Below are 24,940 nucleotides of genomic sequence, written 5' to 3' on the forward strand. Positions count from 1 at the left end.
ATCAGCTCGTCCGGACCCTACCATACCCCCGAGGGGTACGCTATCCTCGACGTCATGACCGCACCGACCACCCCCACCCGGGGCTACACCGCCAGCAAGGACCAGCTGCTCGCGCGCCTCCGCCGGATCGAGGGCCAGGTCCGCGGCATCGAGAAGATGGTCGACGACGACCGCTACTGCATCGACGTGCTCACCCAGATCTCCGCCATCCAGGCCGCCCTCGACAAGGTGGGTCTCGGCCTGCTCGACGGGCACGCCCGGCACTGCATGCACACCGGTGCCGCCGAGGGGCGCGCCGACGAGATGGCCAGCGAGATGATGGCCGCCGTCGGCCGGCTGATGAAGCGCGGCTGACCAGGACCTTCGGCCCGTACGCCGGGGTCGACCGGCCCGGCTCCGACCGCCCGGACCGCCGTAGATTCGGTGGTGGCGACCGGTACCGGCGTCCCCGGCGCAGCGGACCGGCCGACCCGGCACGGACGGGAGGGCAGCCAGATGATGTGGAACGGCCCGATGATGGGCTGGATGTGGATCTGGTCCCTGCTGGGGCTGGCGGTCCTGGCGATCCTGGCGTGGCTCGTGGTCCGACTGACCACCGCCCACCCGGACGCGGCCGGCGCCTCCTCGGCCCGGCACATCCTCGACGACCGGTACGCCCGCGGCGAGATCGACGAGGAGGAGTACCGGCGCCGTCGCGCCGGTCTCAACTGACCCGACACCGCCGGGTGCCCGGACCGCGTACGGCCCCGGCACCCGGCGACCCGGCCTCAGAGCCGGTCGAGGATCTTCCGCATGGTGTCGATCTCGCCCCGCTGGGCGGTGGCGATCCGCTCCGCGAGCGCCTTCGCGTCGGTGTCGACGCCCTTCGCGATCTCCTCCTTCGCCATGGTGATCGCGCCCTCGTGATGGGCGATCATCATGGTCAGGAACTGCCGGTCGAAGTCCGCGCCCGAGGCGGCCTTCAGCCTGCCCAGGTCGGCGTCGGACATCATGCCGGGCATGCCGTGGTCCATCCCCGGCATCGAGGTGCCGTGGCCGGCGCTCGCCGCGGGAGCCGGTGCCCCCCAGGCGCCGAGCCAGCCCGTCATCGTGGCGATCTCCGGGGCCTGGGCCGCCCGGATCTCGCCGGCCAGCTTCTTCACCTCCGGGTCGGCGGCCCGGCCGGCGGCCAGGTCGGCCATCTCCACGGCCTGCTGGTGGTGCGGGATCATCATCTGGGCGAACATCACGTCGGCGGCGCCGAACGAGGCCGAGGCTCCCGCCGAGGCGGTGGCGCCGGCGCTGGCACCCATGCCCGGCATGCCGTGGCCCGAGCCGGCCGGCGAGTCGTCGGCACCGCCACAGGCGGCCAGGGCGAGCGCGGTGACGGTGGTCGCGCCGGCCAGGGCGGCACGACGCGCGATGGTACGAGTGAACACGGAACGACCTTTCGCTGTCGGAACGTACGCAACGGAACGGGACGCGGGCACCGGAGGTCCCCGCACCGGGCGTTCCTATCTGCGCAGCACCGACGCCGTCGCCAGGCGCAGCCCGACCGGCCGGGGCGGGGGCGCCCGGGGTCCCGACACCCCCGGTGACCCGGGAGCCGACGGCAGGCCGACCCCGCGCCGACGCAGCAGCACGACGACCAGCAGGACCAGCGCGAACCCGCCCAGCACGGCCAGGCAGACGCTCCACCCGACCGGGTCGCCTCCGGAGGGGGCGAGCGGAACGACTCCGGCGGCCAGGTCCACGACGTGACCGGAGAGCCCGTCGGCAGTCAGGTCCGCGGCCATCCCGGCGAGGTGCTCCACCGGACGCGCGCCGGAGGCGGGTGTGCGCGACGCGTGCATGCCCGTGGCGTGCGTGCCCGAGGCGTGGGCGCCATGGCCCAGGGTGTGCATCGCGGCCAACCCGACCAGCGTGCAGAAGAGCAGCACGAGCCGCATCCACCGCCCCGTGGTCACGCCCCCCTCGCTCCGCACGCCCACCACGGTAGCGGCCCGGCGGCCGCCCGCCCCGGCGAACCACCCGGTCACTCGGGGGTGAGCCGCACCCGGCGCAGCAACTGGGCGTTCACCGCCACCACGATGGTCGAGGCGGACATCAGCACCGCCGCCACCGCCGGGCTCAACGCCACCCCGGCCCAGGCCAGCACGCCGGCCGCGAGCGGCAGCGCGACCACGTTGTAGCCGGCCGCCCAGGCCAGGTTCTGCACCATCTTCCGGTACGACGCCCGGGAGAGCCGGACCACGCCGGGCACCCCGCGCGGGTCCGAGGAGGCGAGCACCACCCCGGCCGACTCGATCGCCACGTCGGTGCCCGCCCCGATCGCGATGCCCACGTCCGCCCGGGCCAGCGCGGGGGCGTCGTTCACCCCGTCCCCGACCATCGCCACGGTCAGGCCCCGCCGCTGGAGTTCGGTGACCTTGGCGTCCTTGTCGGCCGGGAGCACCTCGGCGAAGACCTCGTCGACGCCGGGCCGGAACCCCAGGTCAGCGGCGACCGCGTCGGCGACCGGCCGGGCGTCGCCGGTGATCATGGCGATGGTCCGGACACCCAGCGCCCGCAGCTCGGCGATCGCCTCCCGGGCCTCGGGGCGGACCTCGTCGGCGAGGGCGAGCGCACCCAGCACGGTGTCCGGCAGCCGGACCAAATGCAGCACGGCCGAGCCCCGACCGGCCCAGCGCGCGGCGGCCGGGGCGAGTTCCTCGGGCAGTCGTACGCCCAGCTCACGCAGGAGCGCCGGGCCGCCGACGGCGTACTCGGCGCCCTCGACGGTGGCCTGCACACCGCAGCCCGGCAGCGACCGGAAGCCACTCGCCCGGGCCGGGCCGCCGGCCGACTCGGCGGCGGCGACGATCGCCCGGGCGAGCGGATGTTCGCTGTCCGCCTCGACCCCGGCGGCCAACCGCAGCACCTCCGGCCCGGCCAGGCCCGCCGCCCCGGCCACGTCGGTGACCACGTGCCGGCCCCGGGTCAACGTGCCGGTCTTGTCGAAGAGCACCGCGTCGACCGTACGCATCCGTTCCAGGGCCAGCCGGTCGCGCACCAGGATGCCGGAGCGGGCCGCCAGGGCGGTGGAGAGGGCGATGACCAGCGGAATGGCCAGGCCGAGCGCGTGCGGGCAGGCGATCACCAGCACGCTCACCGTCCGCACCACCGCCTCGCCGACGTTGCCGAGCAGGCTCCAGACCAGCACGGTGGCCACGGCGGTGGCGACGGCGACATAGAACAGCCACGCCGCGAAGCGGTCGGCGAGCACCTGGGCCCGCCCGCTGGACTGCTGCGCCTGGGCGACCAGCCGCTGGATCCCGGCCAGGGTGGTCTCCTCGCCGAGCGCCTCCACCCGGACCCGGATCGCCGAGTCGGTGGCGACGGTGCCCGCCACCACCCGGTCACCGACCGCGCGGGCGACCGGGCGGGACTCCCCGGTGATCATTGATTCGTCCAGCTCGGCACCGCCGTCGGTGATCCGTCCGTCGGCCGGCACCCGGCCGCCGGGGCGGACCAGCACCACGTCGTCGAGGCGCAGCTGCCCGACCGGCACCCGCGCGACGGCCCCGTCCGGCCCGACCCGTTCCGCGTCGTCCGGCAGCAGCGCGGCCAACGCGGCCAACGCGCCCCGGGCCTGGCCGATCGCCTTCATCTCCTGCCAGTGGCCGAGCAGCATGATCGTTACCAGGGCCGCCAGCTCCCACCAGAAGTCCAGGTCGAACGCGCCCAGGCTGGTGGCCAGCGACGCGCCGTACGCGACGGTGATCGCCATCCCGATCAGCAGCATCATGCCCGGGGCGCGGTCCCGCACCTCCCGGACCGCGCCGACCAGGAACGGCCAGCCGCCCCACCAGAAGACCACCGAGCCGAGCACCGGCCCGACCAGCGCCCGGCCGGGAAACTCCAGCGAGTAGCCGAACCAGTCCATCACCATGTGGCTGGTCAGCACCACCGGCACGGTCAGCGCCAGGCAGAGCCAGAAGCGCCGCCGGAACATCTCCGGGTCGTGCCCGGCGTGCTTGTCGTGTCCGCCGTGCGCCTCGTGGCCGGCCGCCTGCCCGTGCTCCGCCATGCCTCCACCATGCCGTCCCGCCACCCCGGTCGCAGCCGGTCCGGCCGGCCCGCCGTGGGCCCTGGCTACCATGCCTCGGGCGACCTGACCGGGTCCGGCGCGACACCCGACCGGTCCGGACCCGGAACACCGGCCGAGACCGTGGGGAGAACCAGCATGGGCGCCGACCACACCCGCCCCGCTCCGTCCGCCCCGCCGCGGGTACGACGGATCCTCGTCGCGACCGTGGTCCCGCTCTTCGTCCTCACCGTGCTCGCCGCCCTGGTGCTCTGGCCCCGGCACACCCCGGAACCGGAGCGCGCCGCCGACGTGCCCCGGTACCACGGCTCGGTCACCCGGGTGGTGACCGAGCCCTGCCCGCCCACACCGGAGGAGACCCCGGGTGGCCCGGCCGGGCCGTGCGGGACCGTGACCGTACGGGTCGGCCAGGGGCCGGACGCCGGCCGGCAGGTGGAGACGCCGGTCCCGGCCGGGCCGGGAGCGCCCCGGGTCGAGGTCGGCGACGATATCGTCCTGGTGGAGCTGATCGACCCGGCCGATCCGGCGACGAAGACGTACAACATCGCCGAGCACCAGCGCGGCGGTCCGCTCGTCTGGGTGGCGGCGCTCTTCGCGCTCGCCATCGTCGCGTTCGGGCGCTGGCGGGGGCTGGCCGCGCTGGCCGGGCTCGCCGCCAGCTTCGCCATCCTGCTCGGTTTCGTGCTGCCCGGCATCGGCGCGGGGCAGTCGCCGCTGCTGGTGGCCATCGTCGGCTCGGCGTTGATCATGTTCGTGGTGCTCTACCTGACCCACGGGATCACCGCGCAGACCTCGGTGGCGGTGCTCGGCACCCTGGGCAGCCTGGTGCTGACCGGGCTGCTCGGCAGTCTCGCCACCGCCGCCACCCACCTCACCGGCTTCGGCAGCGAGGACGCCACCACGCTGTCGATGTTCCAGGGCGACGTGGACCTGCACGGGCTGCTGCTGGCCGGCATCATCATCGGTTCCCTCGGCGTGCTCGACGACGTGACGGTCACCCAGGCGGCCACCGTCACCGAACTCGCCCACGCCAACCCCGGCCTGTCCCGGGTGCAGCTCTACCGGGCGGCCACCCGGGTCGGCCGGGCCCACATCGCCTCGACGGTGAACACCATCGTGCTGGCGTACGCGGGGGCCTCCCTGCCGCTGCTGCTCCTGCTGGTCGCCGACTCCCGGCCGGTGGGCCAGATCCTCACCAGCGAGTTCATGGCGCAGGAGATCGTCCGCAGCGCGGTCGCCACGATCGGCCTGATCGCGGCCGTACCGCTGACCACCGGGCTGGCCGCGGTGGTGACCACCGCCGGCCGCCGAGACACCGCGACGAGCGACGGTCCGGGCGCGCCGGCCGCCCGACCGGCGGCCGACCCGGACACCGCGCTGGCGGCCCTCAGCACCCGGCGCGGCCGACCCTCCGGGTCCGTCCCCGACGGGTGGCCGGACACCCCGGGGAGTACGCAGGCCGGACGGTGACATCGCGGAGCGTGACGGCCGACGGTAAACGCGATGCTGCTCACGCAGGGTCGCAGCGAATTACCGCGTTTGGTCGGCTTCAGGACGTAGCTGCCCGGGAGGACTCTCGGGTAACCTCGCTGCCGGTCACCGCCGAAGGCGCGCACCGGCGCCTGCGGTGCCGCCGCCCAATCGCCCGACGGCGAACCGGGGACCCAGGTACATGGGGTGAATCCGCGCGAGCGGTAGGGGCCACTTCCGCCCCGAACCCGTCAGCTAACCCGGTCGGCGGTCGACGGAAGGGAACACTGTGACGGCACCCCTGCGCCGCTGGCTGACACCCGTGGTGGCCGTGCTCGCCGCCTTCGCGGTCGTGGCCGGTCCCACGCCGGCGACGGCCGCCCCCACCACACCCACCCCCTCGGGGCACGAGGAGGACGACGAGCCAGCTCTGATCACCGACGTGATCGACGCGGCCAACCGGGGCTACATCCAGGCGAAGGCGAAGCTGGCGAAGTCCCAGGAACGCCAGCGCCAGCTCGCCGCGGAGGAGATCCGGGCCGGGAAGGAGCTGGAGGCGCTGAAGCCCCAGGTGGCCCAGATCGCCGCCCAGTCCTACCGCACCGGCCGGATCGGCGCGGTGGCCATGCTGCTGGAGAGCAGCGCGCCGGACTCGTTCGTCAAGCGCGCCGCCGCGCTGGACGAGCTGAACATGGTCAACGAGCAGAAGCTCGCCGACGTCACCGCGGTCAAGAACCGCGCCGAGCAGGCCCGGCTCGGCGTCGACGCCGAGGTACGCGAGCAGTTGAAGCTGACCAACGAGATGGCCCGCAAGAAGAACGACGCGGAGAAGTCGCTCGCCCTGGTCGGCGGGCTCGGCTTCACCGGCGGTCTGGTCTCGGCCACCTCCCCGGTCGCCCGGGTCGGCCCCGGCCGCACCTCGGACGGGGACTGGCGCCCCGAGTCGTGCAGCGAGGACGACCCGACCACCTCCGGCTGCATCACCCCGCGCACCCTGCACGCGTACAAGGAGGTCCGGCGGGCCGGCTTCAACCGCTTCGCCGGCTGCTTCCGGCCGGGCGGGCCGTGGGAGCACCCGAAGGGTCGGGCCTGCGACTGGTCGTTGCAGAACAGCGGCTTCTCACCCTGGCACAACAACGACACCCGGCGGTACGGCAACAACCTCGCCGCCTTCCTGATCCGCAACGCCGACCGGCTCGGCATCTACTACGTGATCTGGAACCGGCAGATCTGGTTCCCGGCGACGGGGTGGAAGTCCTACAGCGGTCCGTCCAACCACACCGACCACGTGCACATGTCGCTGCTCTGAGCCGACGACGTACGACGAAGGGGCCGTCCCGCGATCACGCGGGACGGCCCCTTCGGTCTGCTTCGGGACCGCTCAGCCGGTGACGGCCGGGGTGGCGGACGCGGTCTGGCCCGGCACGGCCGGCTCGCCGGCCGGCACCGTGGTGACCGTCCGCACCTCACCCGCGCTCAGCCGGTACGACATGCCGACCACCGCGCAGCGCCCGGCGGTGACGTGGTCGGCCAGCACGGCGGAGTTGGCCAGCAGCGCCTCGACGGTGTGCGCGATGTGGATGTCGACGATCTCGTCGATGCTGGTCACGCCCTGCTCAGCCGCCCGCTGCAGGCTCGGTACGACGGCGTCCACCACCGCACCGAGGTGTCCGGGCGGCGGCGTGCCGGTGGTCGCCACGTCGCGGGCGGCCTGCACCGCGCCGCACGAGTCGTGGCCGAGGACCACGATCAGCGGGGTGCCGAGGACGGTGACGGCGTACTCGACGCTGCCGAGCACCTCGGGGCCGACCGTGTGGCCGGCCGTCCGGACCACGAAGAGGTCACCGAGGCCACGGTCGAAGATGATCTCGGCGGCGAGCCGGGAGTCGGAGCAGCCGACGATCACCGCGAAGGGGTGCTGCCCGTCGGCGACCGCCGTCCGGTGGTCGGCGTCCTGGTTGGGATGGCGGGGCGCCCCGCCGACGAACCGCCGGTTGCCCGCGTACAGCTCGGCGAGCGCCTGCTCCGGAGTGGTCGGGGTCATCCCCTCACCTCGTCCCTGGCACGAAAAGACCTGGTCGGACCGGCCGGCGACGGAGGCGGCCTCGGCACCACGTTCACACGCAGTCCAAGATACGTCAAGATATACGTGATACGTGTTTCATGCGTCGGGAACCCCTTGACCGCCGGACCGGGCGCGTGGACCGGAAGATTCCGCCAGGGCGAGGGCAGGGGCGGGCAATCGGGGAGGTGGGCCATACCATGTCGGACATGGCGACGACAGCAGGCGAGAACGGGACCAGCCGGAACTGGACGTTCCTCACCAACCACGGGCACGTGCTGCTCGCCATCGCGCGTAACCCCACCGCCCGGCTCCGCGACGTCGCGGACGAGGTCGGCGTGACCGAGCGGGCCGCCCAGGCGATCGTCGCCGACCTGGAGGCCGGGGGCTACCTGCACCGCACCCGGGTCGGCCGGCGCAACGAGTACACGGTCAACCCGAGCGGGCACTTCCGGCACCCCGCCGAGGCGGACCAGCAGGTCGGCGCCCTGCTCGCGCTCTTCACCGACGAGCCGGCGGACGACTCCGCCTGAGTCCGGTCCGACCGTCCACAGGAGTCGACGTGGGCCGGGTCACGTCGGTCGGGAAGATCGTCGAGCTGCACGAGGCGGACCTGACCGATAGGTTGATGCGGTGCTGCTCGAAGCGTTCGCCCCGACCCTCTGGGCGGCGACGCTGCGCACCCTGCGGGAACTGACCCGCCTGGCGGTCGCCGCCCTCGTGCTCGTCGTCGGCTCCGGCGGTGTCGCCGCCGCGTCCACCGTCGACGCGCTCCGACCTGTCGCCGTCCTGGAGTTCCGGTCGGTCGGTTCCCCGGTCGCCGCGGGCCAGGGCCGCCCCGCCGGCACCGGATCGGTCACCGCCGTCGCGGATGCCGCGTCGGCCGTCGACCGGGCGACCGACAGCGCCGGGGTGCCGGCACCCGGCACCCGCGCGGACCGGCACGAGGCCGTCCGCCCGACGACCCGCACCGTCGTCGCGCCCGCCGATCCGGGCCGGGACGCCGTCGCCCGACGCGGCCCCCCGCTCGTCTGATCCCGCCCGCCGCCGACGGCGCGGCCCGCGCATCCCCGCCGACCCTTTTGGGTACGGCCCCGTGCGGAGATCCCGCCCCCTCGCCCCGCCTGCGCGTGGCACTCCGACCGTCCCTTCCGAACGTTCCACCACGAGGTGCTGGTGATGCAGACCGTCTTCTCCTCCGTCCTGCCCGACGTGCCCCAGGCCGCCGGGATCTGGCTCGCCCTGCTCGCCGTGGCGGTGGTCGCCGTCGCCGGGCTGATCATCCGCCCGGACCTGTTCCGCTCCGTGTTCGGCGACCGGATCAGCGAGGCCGCCATGCCGAGCAGCCTGGAGCTGGCCGAGGAGGCCCGGGAGCGCGCCCGCTACGCGCAGGAGGTGGCGGTGGCGGCGGAGCGGGCGGCGGCCACGGCGGAGCGCCGCCGTACCGAGTGGCTGGCCGCCCAGGAGGCGGTCGAGGAGGCCTGGCAGGCGTACGAGCGGTTCGAGGCGGACGTCCGACGGCTGGCGGCGGCCGCCGCGCTGCCCCTGCCGCGCACCGTCCGGACCCCCGCCGAGTACGCCGACCGGGAGCGCTGGCTGCACCGGGCCGCGCTGGACGCCCAGTGGCGTGGCGAGATCACGGTGCAGCAGCTCAGCGACATCCTCGGCCACGTCGGCTGGGACCCCCGTCGGCACCCGGTGGAGCAGGAGCTGCTGCTGCGGCGGATGGTCCAGCAGAACCTGCTCACCCGGCAGCAGGCCGCCCGGGAGCGCGAGCAGGCCGCCTGGCGGGCCGCCGAGCTGGCCGCCGCCGCCGCCCGGAGCCTGCGCGACGAGGCGTACGCGGCAACCGGTCGCACCCCGGACGCACAGTCGCTGCTGGCCACCATGGACGTGGCGGGGGCGGCCGCCGAGGCGACCCGGGAGCCGGTCACCGCGCCCCGAGGCGGCACCGAGACCACCCGCGAGACCCCGACGGTCGCCCGCGGCCGGGCCGCCGTCCCGGCGTACTGAGGACCGGAAAACGTGCGGCGGTCGGGAGCGCGCCGGGTCGGGCTCGGCTAGCGTGACGGGATGTCCCGGGAAGCGTGGGTCCTGGTCGTTCTCGCCGGCGTCGTCGCGCTGGCGACCCTCGTCGGCGCCGTGCTGCTCGCGATCCGGGTGGTCCGCACCCGACGGCTGCTCGGCGCGCTCGGCGTGGGCGGCAAGGTCGCCTTCTACGGCGCGCTGATCTACACGATCCTCCCGGTTGACCTGCTGCCCGATCCGATCTACCTGGACGACATGGGCGTGCTGGCCGGGTCGCTGTTCTATCTGGGCCGGCTGGTGCAGAAGCACCGGGCGGCGCAGCGGCGACTGCCCGGCCAACCGGAGTCTCCGCCGGAGCCGGGCCGGCTGCACCGTCCCGTGTCATGATCGGGCTCGGACCGGCCGCCGGTCCGCGACGACGGACAGGGGACGGGACATGGCGGACCACCGGTTGGACCCGCACGACGCACGGGTCGCGGCGTTCTTCGGCGTACGGCACCTCGCCACGCTGACCACCCTGCGCCGGGACGGCACTCCGCACGTCGTACCGGTGGGGGTCACCTTCGACGCGGACACCGGACTGGCCCGGGTGATCACCTCGGGCACCTCGGCCAAGGCGCGGCACGTGGCGGCGGCCGGTCCGGAGGGCACCCCGGTGGCCGTCTGCCAGGTGGACGGGCGCTGGTGGCTGACCGTGGAGGGCCGGGCGGTGCTGCGCCGCGATCCCGAGTCGGTGGCCGAGGCCGAGCGCCGGTACGCCGTCCGCTACCGACAGCCCCGCCCCAACCCGCAGCGGGTGGTCATCGAGATCGCCGTCACCCGCCTCCTGGGCAGCCTCCCCGACCCCGCCACCGCCTGACCCTCACCACCGGCCGCGCGCCAGCCGGTCCGATCCACCGCCTGACCGTCACCCTGCGCGTCACCACGGCTCGCGGTGCTGCATACCGCCCACACGCTACGAACTTGATGGCATTGATGAATCACCCGCAGAGTCCGTTTCGTCACCGTTGTCGTCCGGCACGAGGTCTGATTACACCAATGCCATCAAGTTCGTAGCGTCCGCTCCGTCCACTCCCCCGCCGCCGGACCACCCGCTGTCCGGTCGGCGGCGGGACGACGGGCCGGGCCGGCCGGAATCCCCGCCCGCCCCTGGCCGTTACACCCTCCGTAAGACCGAGCAGGACGACGTGCGGTGAGCGGGCCACCCGCTCCGGCACTGCCGGTTCCGAGCGCCACTCCCGGTGCTTGCGTCTCCGCCCCCGGAGACGACAAACCCCCCGAATGGAGCTTCGTCATGAACCCGATCTTCCGTAGGAGCGTGCTCTCCGTCGCCGGTCTCGTCATGTCCGGCGGCGTCATCGCCGGCCCGGCCGTCGCGGCGCACGCCGCCCCGGCCCAGGGCAGGCCGGTCACCTCGGTGACCATGGACAAGGGCAACGGCAAGCCCGACAAGGGCGAGCGCCGCGCCGGCTACCAGTACGAGGCCCAGCCGAACTTCTTCTACTGCGGTCCGGCGTCGACCCGGATCGCCCTCTCGGCCGAGGGCAAGACGGTCAGCCAGGACGAGCTGGCCCGCAAGCTCGGTACGACCGAGAACGGCACCGACTCGGCCATCGACATCACCCGGGTGCTCAACGAGTACACGGGCGGCAAGTACAAGACCACCGAGATCCGCGACGACGTGGCCACCCGGGAGCAGGTGGAGCGGCTGCGGGCCGACATCAGGACCGCGGTGGACGCCGGTCGGCCGGTCGTCGCCAACATCCTCGGCGGCGCGGTGGACGTCGACGGTGTCGAGCACAGCTACCCGGGCCACTACCTGACGGTGGTGGAGTACAAGGACAACGGCAACACGGTGCTGATCGCCGACCCGGCAGACCCGGGCGAGCCGGAGTACTGGATGGACGTGACCGAGCTGGCCAACTGGATCGCCGGCCGCGGTTACAGCTCCTGACCCGACAGCGGCACGAGCACGAGCAGCACGGACAGCACGACCGACCAAGGGCCGGTCTCCCAGCGGGGAGGCCGGCCCTCGGCACGGTCAGGGCCGGTCGGCGCGGGCCACCTCGTCGATCAGCCCGGCGAGCAGCGCCACCCGGGGCACCACCGAGTCGAGGTCCAGCCACTCGGTGGGGCTGTGGTCGTCGCCGCCGACCGGGCCGAGGCCGTCGAGCACCGCCGCACCCGCCTCGGCGAGCAGGTTCGCGTCGGCGCAGCCACCGGTGGCAGTGTGCGACACCGGCAGCCCGATACCCGCGCCCACCTTCGCCGCCAGCTCGGTCAGCCAGCGGCCGGCGGGTCCGGGCTCCCACGGCGGGGTGGGCGCGTGCACGGCCAGTTCGGCGCGTACCCCGGAGACGGTCGGCTCGGCGACCAGCCGGCGGATCTCGGCGAGCGCCGCCTCGTACTCAGCGCTGTGCCAGGCACGCAGGTCGATCAGCATCCGGGCCCGGTCGGCGACCACGTTGGGCCGGCCGCCGGCCGTCAGCATCCCGACGTTCACCGTCACCCCGGGCCAGCGGCCGTTGAGCGCGTCCAGCGCGACGGTCAACCGGGCCGCGGCGAGCAGCGCGTTCGCGCCGCGTTCCGGCTCGATGCCGGCGTGCGCGGCCCGGCCCCGCACGGTCACCTCCAGGTCCGCGACGCCCTTGCGGGCCGACACCAGGTCACCGTTGTCGCGGGCGCATTCCAGGCAGAGCGCCACGTCGGCCTCCGCCCCGAGGGTACGCAGCAGCGGCCGACTCCCGGTCGAGCCGATCTCCTCGTCGGGCGTGCAGACCAGCACCAGTTCGCCGTACCCGTCGAGGCCCAGCGCGGCGAGCACCTCGACGGCGGCGAGCCCGGCCAGCAGGCCCCCCTTGTCGTCGCTCACCCCCGGCCCGTACGCCCGGCGGTCGTGCACCCGGAACGGCCGGGCGGCGGCCGTGCCGGGCGGGAAGACGGTGTCCAGGTGCCCGGCGAGCAGGATCCGGCGGCTGCCGCTCCCGCGTCGGCGGGCCACCAGCACGTCGCCGAGCGGGGTGCCGTCCGGGTCGGCGACCGGCTCCCGCTCGACCGCCATGCCCGCCGCCAGGCACCAGGTCTGCACCAGGTCGGCGGCGGCGCGCAGCCCCTCGACGTGACCGGAGCCGGAGTCCACCGCGACCAGCCGGGTGAGCCGGTCGTGGAAGTCGGCCAGCCGGTCGCCGGCGGCCGTGAGCAGCGGACCCATCAGAGCACCTTGTCCAGGAAGGCGCGGGTCCGGTCGTGCCGGGGGCTGCCGAGCACTTCGGCCGGGGTGCCGGCCTCGACCACGACGCCCCCGTCGAGGAAGGCGACGGAGTCGGCGACCTCACGGGCGAAGCCCATCTCGTGGGTCACCACCACCATGGTCATGCCGTCGGCGGCGAGCCCCTTCATCACGTCCAGCACCTCACCGACCAGTTCGGGGTCGAGCGCCGAGGTGGGCTCGTCGAAGAGCATCAGCTTCGGGTGCATGGCGAGCGCCCGGGCGATCGCCACCCGCTGCTGCTGCCCGCCGGAGAGCTGGCCGGGATAGTTGCCGGCCTTCTCGGCGAGGCCGACCCGGTCCAGCAGCCGCAGCGCCTCCGCCCGGGCCTTCTCCCGGGGCGTGCCGAGCACCCGGACCGGGGCCTCGATGACGTTGCCGAGGGCGGTGAGGTGCGGGAAGAGGTTGAACCGCTGGAACACCATGCCGATGTCCCGGCGGCGGCGGGCCACCTCCCGGGCCTTCAGCTCGTGGAGCTTGTCGCCCTGGCGGCGGTAGCCGACCAGCTCGCCGTCGACCGAGAGCTGGCCGCCGTCGATGCGTTCCAGGTGGTTGATGCAGCGCAGGAAGGTGGACTTGCCGGAGCCGGACGGGCCGAGCAGGCAGCTCACCTCGCCGGGGGCCACGGTCAGGTCGATGCCCTTGAGCACCTCCAGCGGGCCGAACCGCTTGGTGACGCCCTCGGCGTGCACCATCGGGACGCCTGTGGTCGTCATCGCACGCCTCCCCGGGCGAAGCCGCGCCCGAACCGCCGCTCGATCAGCCACTGGCCGACCGAGAGGAGGCTGACCAGCGCGAGATACCAGATCGCGGCGACCACCAGCAGCGGGATCACCTTGTAGTTGCCCTGGTAGACGGTCTGTACGGCGGTCATCAGGTCCCGACCGGCGATGATCGACACCAGCGCGGTGGACTTGAGCATGGTGATGGTCTCGTTGCCCATCGGCGGGATGATCACCCGCATCGCCTGCGGCAGGACCACCCGGCGCAGGGTCAGCATCGGGCTCATGCCGAGCGCGGCGGCGGCCTCGGTCTGCCCGGCGTCGACGGCGAGGATGCCGCCCCGGATCACCTCGGCGGCGTACGCCATCTCGTTGAGCGACAGGGCCAGTACGGCGGCGACCGTGCCGGTGACCACCACGCTGGTGGGCTTGTCGAACAGGACGGTGCCGGTGAACGGGACGGTCAGGGTGAGCCGGGGGAAGAGCGCCCCCAGGAACCCGAAGAAGATGATCTGGACCAGCAGCGGGGTGCCCCGGAAGATCCAGACGAAGACCCAGGAGACGCCGCGCAGCACCGGGTTCTCCGACAGCCGCATCACGGCGATCAGTACGCCGCCGATGGTGCCGAGGACCATCGCCAGCAGGGTCAGCCAGAGCGTGGTGACCACGCCGTCGAGGACGTAGTCCTTGAACAGGTAGTGGGCGATGGTGCCGGGTTCGAGGTTGGGGCTGGTCAGCAGCGCCCGAAGGAAGAGAGCGCTCAGTCCGACCACGAGCAGCGCGGTCAGCCATCGCCCGTAGTGGCGTACGGGGACGACCCGTACGGCCTGGGTTTCGGTGGTCATGTGCGGTGCCTCCTGCGGCGGGGGTGTCCGGCGAGCGCGACGAGTGCAGCGCAGCGGAGCCCCGCAGTCGCGAGCGGGAGAAGGTCTAGCGGTCGCCGGGCGCCTCTCCGGGCCCGCCCTCACGGAAGTGGAGAGGGCGCCCGGCGACCGCGGATCAGGGGTGGTGGTCCGCCGGGGTCAGTCGATGGCCTGGTCGATGGTGGCCTGCTTGACGGCGATCGGGGTCTGCTTCCACTGGCCGAGGATCTTGGCGTACGTGCCGTCGTCGATCAGCGACTGCACGGCGGCCCGGTACGCCTCGGCGAGCTCCTTGTTGGCCTTGAGGAAGCCGAAGCCGTTCGGGCTGGCCAGCCAGCCGTTCGGGGCGGACGCGTCCTCGACGAGTTCCGCCTTGCCGGTCAGCGACGCGGCGGTGTCGACCAGGTTGACCTTGGTGGCGGCGACCACGTCGACGTTGCCGGCGATCAGCGCCTGCACCGCCTGCGGGTTCTCCGGGTACTCCTTGACCTCGATCGCCTTGCCGTTGCAGCTCTCCTTGGAGTACGTGGCCAGGTTCTTCGACTGGTTGCTGGCCTTCTGCACGGCGACCTTGCGGCCGCAGAGGTCGGCCACGGTCTTGACCGCGAGCGGGTTGCCGGTCTTCACCAGGAAGCCGGTGCCGGAGGCGGAGTAGTCGACGAAGGTGGCGACCTGCTGGCGCTCCTTCTTGTCGGTGATGCCGCCGGCGATGGCGTCGTACTTGCCGGCCTGGAGGCCGGGGACGAGGCCGTCGAAGGGCTGCTGGGAGAAGGTGGCCTTGAGCCCGAGCCGGGCCGAGGCGGCCTGGAACAGGTCGTAGTCGAGGCCCTTGAACTCGTCGTTCTTGCCCTCGACCTTGAAGTCGATGAAGGGCTGGTAGGGGGCGTTGGTGGCGACGGTCAGGCTGCCCCGGCCGCGCACGTCGGCGGGGACCTTCTTCGCCAGGGCGGTGTCGGTGGTGACCGCGCCGACGCCGTCGATGGTGACGGAGACGGGCTTGACGTCGTCGCCGGAGGCGGCGGTGGAGGTGGAGCCGCCACAGGCGGCGGTGACGGCCAGCAGCGCGGTGGTCGCGCCGAGCAGGGCGAACTGACGGATGCGCATGGGGGTGTCCTTCCGGGGTGCCAGACGAACCAGCCCCCGGACTGTAACCCACGTTACGATTTCGATGGGGTTACAGTTTTCTGTAACGCGCTTCGGGGCCCGGTCAGGCGGCCCCGAACGCCTGCTGCGCCGCCTCCATCGCCTTCAGCCGGGCCCCGGCCACCGGACCGAGCCGGTCGATCAGCGCGGCCACCACCGTCTCCACCAGCGCCAACGCCGGCACGAAGCTGTCGTACGGGGACGGCGAGTCGACCCGGCCGGGGAGCACCACCTCGGCCAGCCCGGCCACCGGGGAGAGCCACCGGTCGGTGCAGAGCACCACCTTGGCGCCCCGCGAGGTGACCTCCCGGGCCAGCGCCAGGGTCGGCTCCTCGTAGCGGCGGAAGTCGAAGAGCACGAAGAGATCCCGCTTGCCGACGTCGACCAGCATGTCGGTGCGCTCCACCGGGCTGGACGGGAGCAGCCGGCTGCCGCCGCGTACCTGCATCAGGTGCAGCACCAGGTAGTGGGCGAGCAGCCCGGAGAACCGGCCGCCGGCCGCGGTGACCCGGAACTGCTGGTCGGCCAGGAGGCGTACGGCGGCGTCCAGCTCGCCCTGCGGCAGCTCGGCGAGGGTGCCGGCGACCGCCTCAGGGAGGGTGGCCACCGCCCGGGACAGGGCCCCCTCGGGCGGTGCGCCGCTCCGCTCGGTCGCCCGGTACGCGCTCAGCGGCGAGGTCTCCCGCTCGGCCAGCTCGTCGCGGAGTGCCCGCTGGAACTCCGGGTAGCCGCCGAAGCCGAGCCGGGCCAGGAAGCGCAGCACGGTCGGCGCGCTCACCTCGGCCCGCTCGGCGAGGGCGGCGACGGTGCCCAGCCCGGCGGCCGGATAGGAGGCGAGCAGCGCGCGGGCCACCCGGCGCTCGGCCGGGCTGCACTCGCCGAGCCGCTGCCGGATCAGCGCGGCGACACCCACCGCATGGGCCTCGCCCGGCTCGGACACAGGATCGGTCTTCGACACGCGCCGAGCCTAACCGCCCTCGCCTCCGCCCCCGACGACGGCGGATTCACGGAAAGAGTGGCCATCCGCCGGGGAATGGACACTCTTTCCGTGAACGTGCGGGGCGATCAGGACCTGGAGAGGGTGCAGGCGTAGTCGTCGGGGCCGGAGGCGGAGTACGCCTCCAGGTCGAGGTAGTAGGTGGCTGAGCCGGAGGCGGTGCGGGTCAGGGTGACCGACTCGTCGGCGCCGGCACCGTTGTTCACCGAGCGGGTCAGCGTGCTCCCGGTCGAGCTGAGCAGATAGAGGTCGGCGTCGTACGCGGCCGGGACGGCGCAGTTCGCGGTGAGCGTCTGTCCACTGCCGAGGGTGAGTGCGAAGTAGTCGCGGTCGGTGCTGCTCTTCATGTCCCCGGTCACCGTCGCCGGATAGGTCAGCCCGGAGATGTCGTTGGCGGCGGTCCGGGAGTCGTTCGGCTCCACCTCGGCATAGCTGGAGCCACCCGAGGGCGGCGGCGGGGGCGTCGTGCAGTCGGTCACCGGGGTGCCGCTGTAGAGGCTGCCGTCCGGCACGCCGGCCCGGACGCTCTTCAGGTAGTAGCCGCAGGTGGGGCGGTTGGCGAAGTCGTACGTCTGGCCGCTGGTGAGCTTCCAGATCTTGAAGTTCGAGTAGGTCAGCGGCTGGCCGGCGACGGCCACCTCGGGCTGGTGGTCACCGAGCACGACGTACGCGCTCGGCCCACTCAGGGTGCCCAGCCCGTTCCGGTCGATGTAGAACGAGGCGCCCTCCTCGATCCCCACGCCCCACGCCTTGCCCCCGGTGACCAGCCCGTCCTTGACCGCCCGGGCCACGAACGCCATCGTCCGGCCCATCCGGTCCCGGGTGACGAAGTGCGAGTCGTTGATCGTGTTGGCGTAGTTGGGCCAGCGGAACATGCCGGTGGTGAAGGTGACCGACCGGTCGTACGGGTCGGCCAGCGCGATCGCCGAGGTGGTGCTGGAAGTGCAGGCGTCGTACACGACGTCGCTGTTGACGTGCAGCCCGGCACTGCCGCCGCCGACGCCGCCGCCCTTGGCGACCACCGACTCCACCGACGCCTCCAGCGCGGTACCCTTCCAGGCCACGTAGTTGCACTGGTTGCCACCGGCGAAGTAGACGAACTCGGCGTTGCGGATGTCGGTGTTGACCTGGGCGTCGTTGCCGTCGCGGGCGGCGGTCAGGGTCAGTGTGGTGCAGGAGTTGACCCCGGTCAGGCCGGTGATCAGGTCGCACTCCGGGGTGGTGTTGCCGGAGCCGGCGACGACCACCACGTCGATCGACCCGGTGCCGCCGCGGATGGCGTTGATCGCCTGGGTCATGGTCGCGGCGATGATCCCGCCGGAGCCGTTCATCGTGTACGCCGGGCCGGACCAGGCGGTCCGGCTGACGTCGGCTGCGCTGCCCTGCCGGATGCGGGTGACCTGGGCGTGGGCGGCGGTCACCCCGATCGGGGCGACGGTGAGCAGGGCGGCGGCGGCCGCCACCAGGGACAGCCGGCGCGGGTTGCGGGAAGGGGACATGGGCACCTCCGAGGGGCCACGGATCGATGAAACAGAAGTTACATCGATTAACTTCCACGCTCAATACGTAATCCCTGTTACAGATCGGTGACGAACAGCGCGCAGCGGAAAGCGCCCTCCCGCCCCGGATACGGGCGGGAGGGCGCCACCGACCGGATCAGCGGGTGAGGATCCGGGCGAGCACCTCGTGAACGTGGGTGTTCGGGTGCTTGCCGGTGAACTGCTCGGCCAGCGGGCCGTAGGCGGTGACGGGCACGTCGACGCCGGTGTGGCCGCTGGTGGTCCAGTCCAGGTTGAAGCTCAGGTTGCTCCCCTTGATCGGGAACGGGCCGTCCTCGGCCGAGATGCCGTCGCCGGACTCGTCGGCGGTGCCGGTGTCCTCGACGGTCAGGCCGCCGCACTCGTGGTCACCGGTCACCACGACCAGCGTGTCCGGGTGGGTGGCCGCGTAGTTGCGGGCCACCGCGACGGCCTTCTCCAGCTCAGCGAGAGCCTGGAGCATCCGGGTGCCGTTGTTCTCGTGGGCGAACTCGTCCACCCCCTCCTCCTCGACGAAGAGAAAGAAGCCCTTCTTGTTCTTCGACAGCGTCGAGAGCGCCTTGGCGGTCATCGTCGCCAGGCTGGCCGGCGGGTTGTAGAGGTCGCCCTCACCCTCGCGGCGCTGCTGGAACAGCTCCTCGTTGGCGAAGAGGCCGAGCAGCTTGCCACCCTTGGCGGCGTCGAGCTGCTCGGCGGTGGAGACGTACTGGTAGCCCTTGGCCTTCGCCTCGGTGATCAGGTCTCCCCTGGTGCCCTTGCTCGCCTCGGCCGGGTCCTCGGCCGGCCGGTCCGGGTACGCCCCGGCGGTGCCCGCCGGCAGCCACCAGTCCTCGCCGCCACCCAGGATGACGTCCGGCCTGGTGACCTCCAGGTACTGCCGGGCGATCTCGTCCTGCGCCGAGCGGTTGGCCGTGTTGGCGAAGAACGCCGCCGGGCTGGCGTCGGTGACCTGGGCGGTGGTCACCAGGCCGGTGGCCTTGCCGGCCGCCTTCGCCTGCGCGCCGAGGGTGGGCAGCGGGTTGCCGTCGGTGTCGACGCTGATCGCGCCGTTGTACGTCTTCTCGCCGGTCGCCCACGCCGTGGCCGCGGCGGCGGAGTCGGTGACCGGGGTCTTCGGGTCGTGCGGGCTGGTGGTGAGCTGGCCGGAGACCGGCAGCTTGTCCATGGTGAGCTGGCCGTCGAGGCCGGCGAGATAAAGGCGGGCAGCCTCGCGCTGGGCGGCGGCCATCCCGTCACCGTTGATGAAGATGACGTTGCGGGCCCGCGCCTTGCCCGACCCGGCGGTGGCCTGGGTGACGGGGTTGACCAGGCTCAGCCCGGCGGCGGCGACCGCCCCGGCGATCACCGGGGCCAGGAGCCGGCTGCTGCGGAGATTCACGCGTTTCCTCCTGTGGATGGGACGCTTCGCGCACCAGGCAACAGGAGGCGGCGGCCCAACCGCTGACCGCGAGGTTAACCGGGGGCGACGGTTGTCGGGACGTTTGTCGCCCCGGGCAACCGCCCGCCGGGTGCCGGGCCCCCCGGGAACGGGGAGCCCGGCGTGCCGTCAGGCGGGGCCGATGCCGATCACCACGTCGGTGAACGTGGTCGACTCCCCCGCCCGGTACGCGGCGAAGCCGTACCCCCGGGTCAGCCGGGCCGCCCACTGCGGGTCCTTCTCGTACGACGTGCCGCCGACCGACGCGCAGCCGGCCTGCCCGGCCAGCCCCTCGGCGAGACCGACCAGCGCGTAGTTGTAGAACACGTCGTCCGACGCGGGCACCGTGCACGGTCCGTCCACGGCGGTCACCGGCGCCTTGCCGGCGGCGACGACCACCCGCCATCCGTTGGCCCGGTAGGCGTCCCCGGCGGTGAGCCGGCTCCACCGCACGCCCTCGATGCCCCAGACGCCGCCGGTGTCGGTCACCCGGGCCCGGCGCAGGTCGAGCACGCTGACCCCGCGCTGGCCGAGCACCCGCAGCGACTCGCTGCGACCGCCGACCCCGGTCACCTCCAGCGCGGTGTTCTCGTCCAGGCCGAAGACGCGCGGGTGGTGGGTGTCCGAGGCGAGCCGGATCGACCGGGCCTCCCGACCCCGGCGGGAGAAGTGGGTGTCCAGCAGACCGGCGGTGAAGAAGCCGAAGCCACCCTTGGGCAGATAGCCGAGCACGTCCGCGTCGTCGAAGTAGCCCGGCTTCGCGCCGTCGCGCAGACCCGGCTCGGTGGAACCACCGGTGATCATGTCCCGGCCGGCCATGATCTGGGCGCCCGCGCTGGTGCCCGCGACGACCGCGCCGCCGCGCAGCTTCCGCCGCACCGCGGCCAGCGCCGCCGAGTCCCGCTGGGCCGTACCCCGGGTCATCGTGGTGACGTACCGGTACTGGTCGCCGCCGCCGAAGAAGAAGCCGCTCATCGAGTTGATCTGCGCGACGACCTTCGGGTCCTCGGCGGCACCCGGGTGGTCCAGGTCGATCGGGATCCACTGCGCGTCCGCCACCCCGTAGGAGGCGAAGAGCTTCGCATAGAAGTCGCCGTTGCAGACGCTGTTGTTGCAGTCCGCGGTGCCGGCGTCCGGGTCCTCGGCGGGGACCGGGGCACCGGCGGTGAAGATGCCGATCCGGGCCTTTCCGGGCCCACCGGCGAGCCGGACGATGTCGTCGTAGACCTCGGCGTTGTCGTCGGCGAGGGCACCGCCGACCAGCACCAGGCTGCCACCGGCGCGGTGGTGGGAGGGGGTGGCCGAGGCCGGCGCGGCGGCGATCGGCACGCTCAGCGCGACCGCCGTACAGGCGCCGACCCCGAGGGTCAGCAGGCGGTTCAAGGGCATGACTGCTCCTCACTGGAGACCGTGAGGGCGGGCCGGGGAGAGCGTACGACACCGGGGCGGCGGCGACAACGGTCCGCGTGGTTCACCCGTCGACTGCGGGGTACTGCCCTCGATGAGCCGATCCGACCGCACCGGTAAGGGGCACAGATGAGCCACACGCAGAGCACGGGTCAGGACGTCGTCGACGTCCTGATGGCCGACCACCGAGAGGTCGAGTCGATCTTCGTCGAGCTGGAGAGCCGGCAGGGCACCTCCGAGCACCGCCGGCAGCTCGCCGACGTGGTGATCGCCGAGCTGGTCCGCCACTCGGTCGCCGAGGAGGCGTACGTCTATCCGACCGCCCGCAAGACGCTGCCGGACGGCGACCAGATCGCCGACCACGAGCTCACCGAGCACGCCGACGCCGAGCGGACCATGAAGGAGCTGGAGTCCCTCGACCCCTCCGAGCCCCGCTTCGACGAGCTGCTCAGCCACCTGACCGCCACCATCCGCCACCACGTCAAGGACGAGGAGAACGGCCTCTTCCCCCGGCTGCGCGCGGCGGTCGCCGCCGAGGAGCTGGTGGAGCTGGCCGGCAAGGTGCAGAAGGCCAAGAAGGCCGCACCGACCCGGCCGCACCCGGCCGCCCCGGACCACCCGCCGGCGAACAAGATGCTCGCCCCCGGCACCGGTCTGGTGGACCGGATGCGGGACGCCCTCAGCGGCCGACCCACCACGATGGAGGAGCTGCGCGCCAAGCAGTCCTGACCCGTACGACCTCCGCCGGCCACGCCCCCGCCCGGGGCGTGGCCGGCGTCGGATCAGGGGGTCGGCGGGTGCTGGTCGAGCGGGCGCGCGAAGAAGGTCTCCAGCACCACCCGGTCTGCGGCTGGTGCGCCTCACCCCTCCGGTGCGATGCGCAGACCCTCCACGTCGGAGACCACGACCGCCTCCATCGGGCAGGAGTCGGCGGCGTCGAGCACCGCGTCGGCCGGGGCGACCTGCTCCTCGACCGGCCGCGACAGGCCGTCCACCAGGACGAAGTGCCGTGGCGCGACACCCGCGCAGATCCCCGACCCGATGCACCGGGTCGGATCCACGTGCAGTCGCCACTGCGGGTCGATCGGCTCCACCGCGCTCACCACCCCACCGGCATGGCGACCAGACCCCGCACCAGCAGGCCGCTCTTCCAGGTCAGCTCCGACTCGGGCACGGCCAGGTGCAGCCCCGGCGTACGGGCGAGCAGGGTCTCCAGCACGACCCGCAGCTCCATCCGGGCCAACTGGGCACCCACGCAGTGGTGCACGCCGTGCCCGAAGCCGACGTGCGGGTTGACCTCCCGGCCCAGGTCGAGCCGGTCGGCGTCGGGGAAGACCTGCTCGTCCCGGTTGGCCGACGCGATGGAGACCACCACCGGCTCACCGGCGCGGACCAGCACCCCACCCAGCTCGACGTCCTCCAGCGCGTACCGGGGGAAGGCGGCGGACGCGCCGAGCGGGATGAAGCGCATCAGCTCCTCGACCGCGGTGGGCACCAGCTCCGGCTCGGCACGCAGCCGGTCCCAGGCGCCGGGGGTGGTCAGCAGGACGTACACCATGTTGGGGATCTGGGTGACGGTGGTCTCGTGGCCGGCGGCGAGCAGCCCGGCCGCGAGGGTCACCACCTCCTCCTCGGTGAGCCGGTCGGCGTCCTCGTCACGGGCCCGGACCATCGCGGTGAGCAGGTCGTCGGCCGGCTCCTCCCGCCGCCGCGCGATCAACCCCGCCATGTACGCCAGCAGGTTGTCGACGTACTGCTGGGCCAGCTCGGGCGCCAGCGAGGTGGTCGAGACGATCGCCTCGGACCAGGTGTGGAACCTGTCCTGATCGGACACCGGCACCCCGAGCAGGTCGCAGATCACCCGGATGGGCAGCGGGGTGGCCAGGTGCGCCACCAGGTCGGCCGGGGGGCCGGCGGCGAGCAGACCGTCGACCAGCTCGTCGGCCACCGCCCGGGTCCGGGGACGCAGCTCGTCGACCCGACGGGCGGTGAACGCCTTCGCCACCAGCCGGCGCAGCCGGGTGTGGTCCGGCGGGTCCATCGCCAGGATGCCGGTCTCCTGCTGCCGGGGCGTGTTGCGCGGCTCGTCCCGGCCCACCGCCGCGGCCCGACTGAACCGGGGGTCGCCGAGCACCGTGCGCACGTCGGCGTGGCGGGTGGCGAGCCAGGCCGGTTCGCCGTACGGCAGTTGGACCCGGGTGAGGGGCTGCTCCCGGCGCAGGCGCGCGTAACGCGGATCCAACTCCAGACGGTCGGGAGTGCTGAACGGATAACGCTGCGGGATGGTCGCCTGGGATGTGTCGGTCACCGGCTGGCTCGCTCTCGTCCACGGCACCGCCGCGCGGTGCGGGTCGACTCCGCACGACCCGACAGCGAGTCATGCCCCGAGTACGGATGGTAGCGAGAACGGTCGATGGAGGCCAGGGTCCATCCGGGTTCCGGTGCCCGGACACACCGCTCCCGGGCCACCCGTCGGGTGACCCGGGAGCGCGGTGCTGTCAGCGGGGGTCGGTGTCGCCCTGACCCGTCCGCTGCTGCGCCATGTCGACGCCCTTATCGATCTGCTTGTCGTACTTGCCGCCGGTGCGCTGGTCGGCCATGTCGCCGGCCTTGTCCAGCCCCTGGTCGACCTGCTTGTCGTGGTCGTCCGCGAAGTCCTTGGCCTTGTCCATGAAGTCACCCATGTCGCTTCTCCCTTCGTTACCTTTCTGCCTTCCCCCAGCCGGAAGGGACAAACGTTCCGGCGGGCACGACAGGGGGTGTCGGACTCCGGCCGGACGGGTACCGAGCGGCCACGATCGAGGAGGTCGACGTGGGCGAGGACGGTGGCGGGCGGACGCCCGTGGTGGCGACGGGACGGACCGCGACGGCGGGACCCCGGCAGACGTGGGCCGGCCTGCCCTGGCTGGTCCGGACGGCCGTGACGTGGAGCGCCTGCCTGGTGGTCGTGGTCATCGGACTGTGGCTGCTGGGAAAGGTCGCGGTGCTGCTCGCGCCGCTGGCCATCGCGCTGGCCGGCACGCTCTTCCTCACCGCCCTGCTCGACCCGGTGCTGCTCCTGCTGCGCCGACTCCGGGTGCCGGCCGCGCCGGCCGCCCTGCTCACCATCCTGCTGCTGCTCGGCGTGCTGGTCGGGCTGGGTGTGCTGGTGTGGAACCTCACCGCGAGCCAGTTCGGGGAACTGAGCCAGCAACTCGACCAGGGACTGGCCCGCAGCCGCGACTTCGTCACCTCCACGCTGCCGGTGTCGGACGCCCAACTGGACCGGTTGGTCCAGCAGACCCGCGACGGGCTCAGCGGCAGCGCACCCGACCCGGTCGGCGGGGCCCGCACCGCCGCCGAGGTGGCCGGATCGGTGCTGCTCGCGCTGGTGCTGCTCTTCTTCCTGCTCAAGGACGGCCGGTCGATGTGGCGCTGGGTGCTGGGGCGGACCACCGGTCCGAACCGGACGGTCGCCGCCGAGGCGGGCCGGGTGGGCTGGCGGACGCTCGGCTCGTACAGCCGGGGCACGATGCTCATCGCGGCGATCGACGCCATCGGCATCGGCCTGGCGCTGGTGCTGCTCGGGGTGCCGCTGGCCCTCCCGCTGGCGCTGATCACCTTCCTCGGCGGGTTCGTGCCGATCATCGGCGCGACGGTCGCCGGGGCGGTCGCGGTGCTGGTCGCGCTCGCCGCGAACGGTCCCACCACCGCGCTGCTGACGCTGGGCGCGGTGATCGCCGTCCAGCAGATCGAGGGCAACCTCCTGGAGCCCCTGATCATGAAGCGTCAGGTGCAGCTCCACCCGGCGGTCATCCTGGTCGTGGTCACCGCCGGCACCCTGATCGCCGGCATCGCCGGCGCCTTCGTCTCGGTCCCGATCGCCGCCGTCACCTGGCGCGTGATCGACACCGTCCAGCGCCACCGCGAGGACCCCGCCCCCACCGTGTGATCCCGGGGTCGGCGGCGACGTGGACCTC

General features: G+C 73.2%; 27 protein-coding genes and 1 riboswitch. Of the genes, 12 read left to right on the forward strand and 15 right to left on the reverse strand.

Annotated elements, in window-relative coordinates; genetic code table 11:
- Nucleotides 1–54: 54 nt before the first annotated feature.
- Nucleotides 55–354 carry a metal-sensitive transcriptional regulator gene (locus tag ABUL08_RS21190; RefSeq protein WP_350931693.1) on the forward strand — a complete coding sequence of 100 codons (300 nt, stop codon included), beginning with the start codon at nt 55–57 and terminating at the stop codon, nt 352–354.
- A 72-nt stretch (nt 355–426) separates the two neighbouring features.
- Entirely contained in the window at nt 427–711 is a 285-nt protein-coding gene (locus ABUL08_RS21195; RefSeq protein WP_350931694.1) for an SHOCT domain-containing protein, read from the forward strand.
- A 56-nt stretch (nt 712–767) separates the two neighbouring features.
- Here ABUL08_RS21195 and ABUL08_RS21200 read toward each other — a convergent pair whose 3' ends face one another.
- The 3 genes from ABUL08_RS21200 to ABUL08_RS21210 form a co-directional block, all read right to left on the reverse strand.
- A complete protein-coding gene (locus ABUL08_RS21200) occupies nt 768–1,418 on the reverse strand; it encodes a DUF305 domain-containing protein (protein WP_350931695.1) in 651 nt (216 codons plus the stop codon).
- Nucleotides 1,419–1,493: 75 nt separating this feature from the next.
- A complete protein-coding gene (locus ABUL08_RS21205) occupies nt 1,494–1,964 on the reverse strand; it encodes a hypothetical protein (protein ID WP_350931696.1) in 471 nt (156 codons plus the stop codon).
- 50 nt (nt 1,965–2,014) lie between these two features.
- Nucleotides 2,015–4,048, reverse strand: a complete 2,034-nt coding sequence (locus ABUL08_RS21210) for a heavy metal translocating P-type ATPase (RefSeq protein WP_350931698.1) — start codon at nt 4,046–4,048, stop codon at nt 2,015–2,017.
- 156 nt (nt 4,049–4,204) lie between these two features.
- Between ABUL08_RS21210 and ABUL08_RS21215 the strand changes: the two genes are divergently transcribed.
- Together ABUL08_RS21215 and ABUL08_RS21220 are read left to right on the forward strand one after the other, a co-directional pair.
- The gene (locus ABUL08_RS21215) at nt 4,205–5,536 is read left to right on the forward strand and encodes a YibE/F family protein (RefSeq protein WP_350931699.1); all 1,332 of its coding nucleotides are present in this window, start codon (nt 4,205–4,207) and stop codon (nt 5,534–5,536) included.
- A 154-nt stretch (nt 5,537–5,690) separates the two neighbouring features.
- A riboswitch (cyclic di-AMP (ydaO/yuaA leader) is annotated at nt 5,691–5,821 on the forward strand.
- A 4-nt stretch (nt 5,822–5,825) separates the two neighbouring features.
- On the forward strand, nt 5,826–6,845 hold the full coding sequence (locus ABUL08_RS21220) for a coiled-coil domain-containing protein (protein ID WP_350931700.1): 1,020 nt from the start codon (nt 5,826–5,828) through the stop codon (nt 6,843–6,845).
- Nucleotides 6,846–6,917: 72 nt separating this feature from the next.
- Here ABUL08_RS21220 and ABUL08_RS21225 read toward each other — a convergent pair whose 3' ends face one another.
- Nucleotides 6,918–7,580, reverse strand: coding sequence for a carbonic anhydrase (locus ABUL08_RS21225; RefSeq protein WP_350931701.1), 663 nt, complete (start codon nt 7,578–7,580; stop codon nt 6,918–6,920).
- 218 nt (nt 7,581–7,798) lie between these two features.
- On the opposite strand from ABUL08_RS21225, the gene ABUL08_RS21230 reads away from it, so the two are divergent.
- From ABUL08_RS21230 to ABUL08_RS21255, 6 genes are all read left to right on the forward strand, one after another.
- Nucleotides 7,799–8,131 carry a helix-turn-helix transcriptional regulator gene (locus tag ABUL08_RS21230; RefSeq protein ID WP_350931702.1) on the forward strand — a complete coding sequence of 111 codons (333 nt, stop codon included), beginning with the start codon at nt 7,799–7,801 and terminating at the stop codon, nt 8,129–8,131.
- A 100-nt stretch (nt 8,132–8,231) separates the two neighbouring features.
- Nucleotides 8,232–8,633: a hypothetical protein gene (locus ABUL08_RS21235; protein ID WP_350931703.1), complete on the forward strand. Its 402-nt coding sequence runs from the start codon at nt 8,232–8,234 to the stop codon at nt 8,631–8,633.
- A 144-nt stretch (nt 8,634–8,777) separates the two neighbouring features.
- Nucleotides 8,778–9,611 (forward strand): hypothetical protein, encoded by an 834-nt coding sequence (locus ABUL08_RS21240; RefSeq protein ID WP_350931704.1) that lies wholly within the window; start codon nt 8,778–8,780, stop codon nt 9,609–9,611.
- 60 nt (nt 9,612–9,671) lie between these two features.
- A complete protein-coding gene (locus tag ABUL08_RS21245; RefSeq protein WP_350931705.1) occupies nt 9,672–10,013 on the forward strand; it encodes a YkvA family protein in 342 nt (113 codons plus the stop codon).
- A 49-nt stretch (nt 10,014–10,062) separates the two neighbouring features.
- Complete coding sequence (locus ABUL08_RS21250) at nt 10,063–10,485, forward strand: pyridoxamine 5'-phosphate oxidase family protein (RefSeq protein ID WP_350931707.1); 423 nt, start codon at nt 10,063–10,065, stop codon at nt 10,483–10,485.
- A 435-nt stretch (nt 10,486–10,920) separates the two neighbouring features.
- On the forward strand, nt 10,921–11,580 hold the full coding sequence (locus tag ABUL08_RS21255; RefSeq protein WP_350931708.1) for a C39 family peptidase: 660 nt from the start codon (nt 10,921–10,923) through the stop codon (nt 11,578–11,580).
- 87 nt (nt 11,581–11,667) lie between these two features.
- On the opposite strand, the gene ABUL08_RS21260 is transcribed toward ABUL08_RS21255, so the two are convergent.
- The 8 genes from ABUL08_RS21260 to ABUL08_RS21295 all read right to left on the reverse strand — a co-directional run bounded on the left by ABUL08_RS21260 (nt 11,668) and on the right by ABUL08_RS21295 (nt 20,963).
- Nucleotides 11,668–12,837, reverse strand: coding sequence for a M20/M25/M40 family metallo-hydrolase (locus tag ABUL08_RS21260; RefSeq protein ID WP_350931709.1), 1,170 nt, complete (start codon nt 12,835–12,837; stop codon nt 11,668–11,670).
- Entirely contained in the window at nt 12,837–13,610 is a 774-nt protein-coding gene (locus tag ABUL08_RS21265) for an amino acid ABC transporter ATP-binding protein (RefSeq protein WP_350931710.1), read from the reverse strand. The genes ABUL08_RS21260 and ABUL08_RS21265 overlap by 1 nt, the downstream gene beginning before the upstream one ends.
- On the reverse strand, nt 13,607–14,461 hold the full coding sequence (locus tag ABUL08_RS21270; protein WP_350931712.1) for an amino acid ABC transporter permease: 855 nt from the start codon (nt 14,459–14,461) through the stop codon (nt 13,607–13,609). Before ABUL08_RS21270 ends, ABUL08_RS21265 begins: the two co-directional genes overlap by 4 nt.
- Nucleotides 14,462–14,638: 177 nt before the next feature.
- Entirely contained in the window at nt 14,639–15,583 is a 945-nt protein-coding gene (locus tag ABUL08_RS21275; RefSeq protein WP_350931713.1) for a transporter substrate-binding domain-containing protein, read from the reverse strand.
- A 103-nt stretch (nt 15,584–15,686) separates the two neighbouring features.
- On the reverse strand, nt 15,687–16,580 hold the full coding sequence (locus ABUL08_RS21280) for a MurR/RpiR family transcriptional regulator (protein WP_350931714.1): 894 nt from the start codon (nt 16,578–16,580) through the stop codon (nt 15,687–15,689).
- A 107-nt stretch (nt 16,581–16,687) separates the two neighbouring features.
- A complete protein-coding gene (locus ABUL08_RS21285; protein WP_350931715.1) occupies nt 16,688–18,118 on the reverse strand; it encodes a hypothetical protein in 1,431 nt (476 codons plus the stop codon).
- A 157-nt stretch (nt 18,119–18,275) separates the two neighbouring features.
- A complete protein-coding gene (locus ABUL08_RS21290; RefSeq protein WP_350931716.1) occupies nt 18,276–19,535 on the reverse strand; it encodes an alkaline phosphatase in 1,260 nt (419 codons plus the stop codon).
- Between the two features lie 168 nt (nt 19,536–19,703).
- Complete coding sequence (locus ABUL08_RS21295; RefSeq protein WP_350931717.1) at nt 19,704–20,963, reverse strand: cyanophycinase; 1,260 nt, start codon at nt 20,961–20,963, stop codon at nt 19,704–19,706.
- Nucleotides 20,964–21,110: 147 nt separating this feature from the next.
- Here ABUL08_RS21295 and ABUL08_RS21300 point away from each other — a divergent pair, with 147 nt between their 5' ends.
- On the forward strand, nt 21,111–21,710 hold the full coding sequence (locus ABUL08_RS21300) for a hemerythrin domain-containing protein (protein WP_350931719.1): 600 nt from the start codon (nt 21,111–21,113) through the stop codon (nt 21,708–21,710).
- A 131-nt stretch (nt 21,711–21,841) separates the two neighbouring features.
- Here ABUL08_RS21300 and ABUL08_RS21305 read toward each other — a convergent pair whose 3' ends face one another.
- The 3 genes from ABUL08_RS21305 to ABUL08_RS21315 all read right to left on the reverse strand — a co-directional run bounded on the left by ABUL08_RS21305 (nt 21,842) and on the right by ABUL08_RS21315 (nt 23,665).
- On the reverse strand, nt 21,842–22,084 hold the full coding sequence (locus ABUL08_RS21305) for a ferredoxin (protein WP_350931720.1): 243 nt from the start codon (nt 22,082–22,084) through the stop codon (nt 21,842–21,844).
- Nucleotides 22,081–23,289: a cytochrome P450 gene (locus tag ABUL08_RS21310; protein WP_350931721.1), complete on the reverse strand. Its 1,209-nt coding sequence runs from the start codon at nt 23,287–23,289 to the stop codon at nt 22,081–22,083. Before ABUL08_RS21310 ends, ABUL08_RS21305 begins: the two co-directional genes overlap by 4 nt.
- Before the next feature lie 190 nt (nt 23,290–23,479).
- Nucleotides 23,480–23,665 carry an antitoxin gene (locus ABUL08_RS21315; RefSeq protein WP_350931722.1) on the reverse strand — a complete coding sequence of 62 codons (186 nt, stop codon included), beginning with the start codon at nt 23,663–23,665 and terminating at the stop codon, nt 23,480–23,482.
- 128 nt (nt 23,666–23,793) lie between these two features.
- On the opposite strand from ABUL08_RS21315, the gene ABUL08_RS21320 reads away from it, so the two are divergent.
- Nucleotides 23,794–24,912, forward strand: a complete 1,119-nt coding sequence (locus ABUL08_RS21320; protein ID WP_350931723.1) for an AI-2E family transporter — start codon at nt 23,794–23,796, stop codon at nt 24,910–24,912.
- The last annotated feature ends 28 nt before the right edge of the window (nt 24,913–24,940 follow it).

Origin of the sequence: Micromonospora sp. CCTCC AA 2012012 (assembly GCF_040499845.1) — a bacterium.
GTDB classification, from domain to species: Bacteria; Actinomycetota; Actinomycetes; order Mycobacteriales; family Micromonosporaceae; genus Micromonospora; species Micromonospora mangrovi.

What these genes read in the sequence shown, in the direction of transcription:
- ABUL08_RS21285 (WP_350931715.1), bottom strand. Translation starts at nt 18,118, where the DNA reads ATGTCCCCTTCCCGCAACCCGCGCCGGCTGTCCCTGGTGGCGGCCGCC.
- ABUL08_RS21190 (WP_350931693.1), top strand. Translation starts at nt 55, where the DNA reads ATGACCGCACCGACCACCCCCACCCGGGGCTACACCGCCAGCAAGGAC.
- ABUL08_RS21260 (WP_350931709.1), bottom strand. Translation starts at nt 12,837, where the DNA reads ATGGGTCCGCTGCTCACGGCCGCCGGCGACCGGCTGGCCGACTTCCAC.
- ABUL08_RS21270 (WP_350931712.1), bottom strand. Translation starts at nt 14,461, where the DNA reads ATGACCACCGAAACCCAGGCCGTACGGGTCGTCCCCGTACGCCACTAC.
- ABUL08_RS21245 (WP_350931705.1), top strand. Translation starts at nt 9,672, where the DNA reads ATGTCCCGGGAAGCGTGGGTCCTGGTCGTTCTCGCCGGCGTCGTCGCG.
- ABUL08_RS21230 (WP_350931702.1), top strand. Translation starts at nt 7,799, where the DNA reads ATGTCGGACATGGCGACGACAGCAGGCGAGAACGGGACCAGCCGGAAC.
- ABUL08_RS21210 (WP_350931698.1), bottom strand. Translation starts at nt 4,048, where the DNA reads ATGGCGGAGCACGGGCAGGCGGCCGGCCACGAGGCGCACGGCGGACAC.
- ABUL08_RS21225 (WP_350931701.1), bottom strand. Translation starts at nt 7,580, where the DNA reads ATGACCCCGACCACTCCGGAGCAGGCGCTCGCCGAGCTGTACGCGGGC.
- ABUL08_RS21240 (WP_350931704.1), top strand. Translation starts at nt 8,778, where the DNA reads ATGCAGACCGTCTTCTCCTCCGTCCTGCCCGACGTGCCCCAGGCCGCC.
- ABUL08_RS21315 (WP_350931722.1), bottom strand. Translation starts at nt 23,665, where the DNA reads ATGGGTGACTTCATGGACAAGGCCAAGGACTTCGCGGACGACCACGAC.
- ABUL08_RS21215 (WP_350931699.1), top strand. Translation starts at nt 4,205, where the DNA reads ATGGGCGCCGACCACACCCGCCCCGCTCCGTCCGCCCCGCCGCGGGTA.
- ABUL08_RS21255 (WP_350931708.1), top strand. Translation starts at nt 10,921, where the DNA reads ATGAACCCGATCTTCCGTAGGAGCGTGCTCTCCGTCGCCGGTCTCGTC.
- ABUL08_RS21265 (WP_350931710.1), bottom strand. Translation starts at nt 13,610, where the DNA reads ATGACGACCACAGGCGTCCCGATGGTGCACGCCGAGGGCGTCACCAAG.
- ABUL08_RS21295 (WP_350931717.1), bottom strand. Translation starts at nt 20,963, where the DNA reads ATGCCCTTGAACCGCCTGCTGACCCTCGGGGTCGGCGCCTGTACGGCG.
- ABUL08_RS21300 (WP_350931719.1), top strand. Translation starts at nt 21,111, where the DNA reads ATGAGCCACACGCAGAGCACGGGTCAGGACGTCGTCGACGTCCTGATG.
- ABUL08_RS21250 (WP_350931707.1), top strand. Translation starts at nt 10,063, where the DNA reads ATGGCGGACCACCGGTTGGACCCGCACGACGCACGGGTCGCGGCGTTC.
- ABUL08_RS21275 (WP_350931713.1), bottom strand. Translation starts at nt 15,583, where the DNA reads ATGCGCATCCGTCAGTTCGCCCTGCTCGGCGCGACCACCGCGCTGCTG.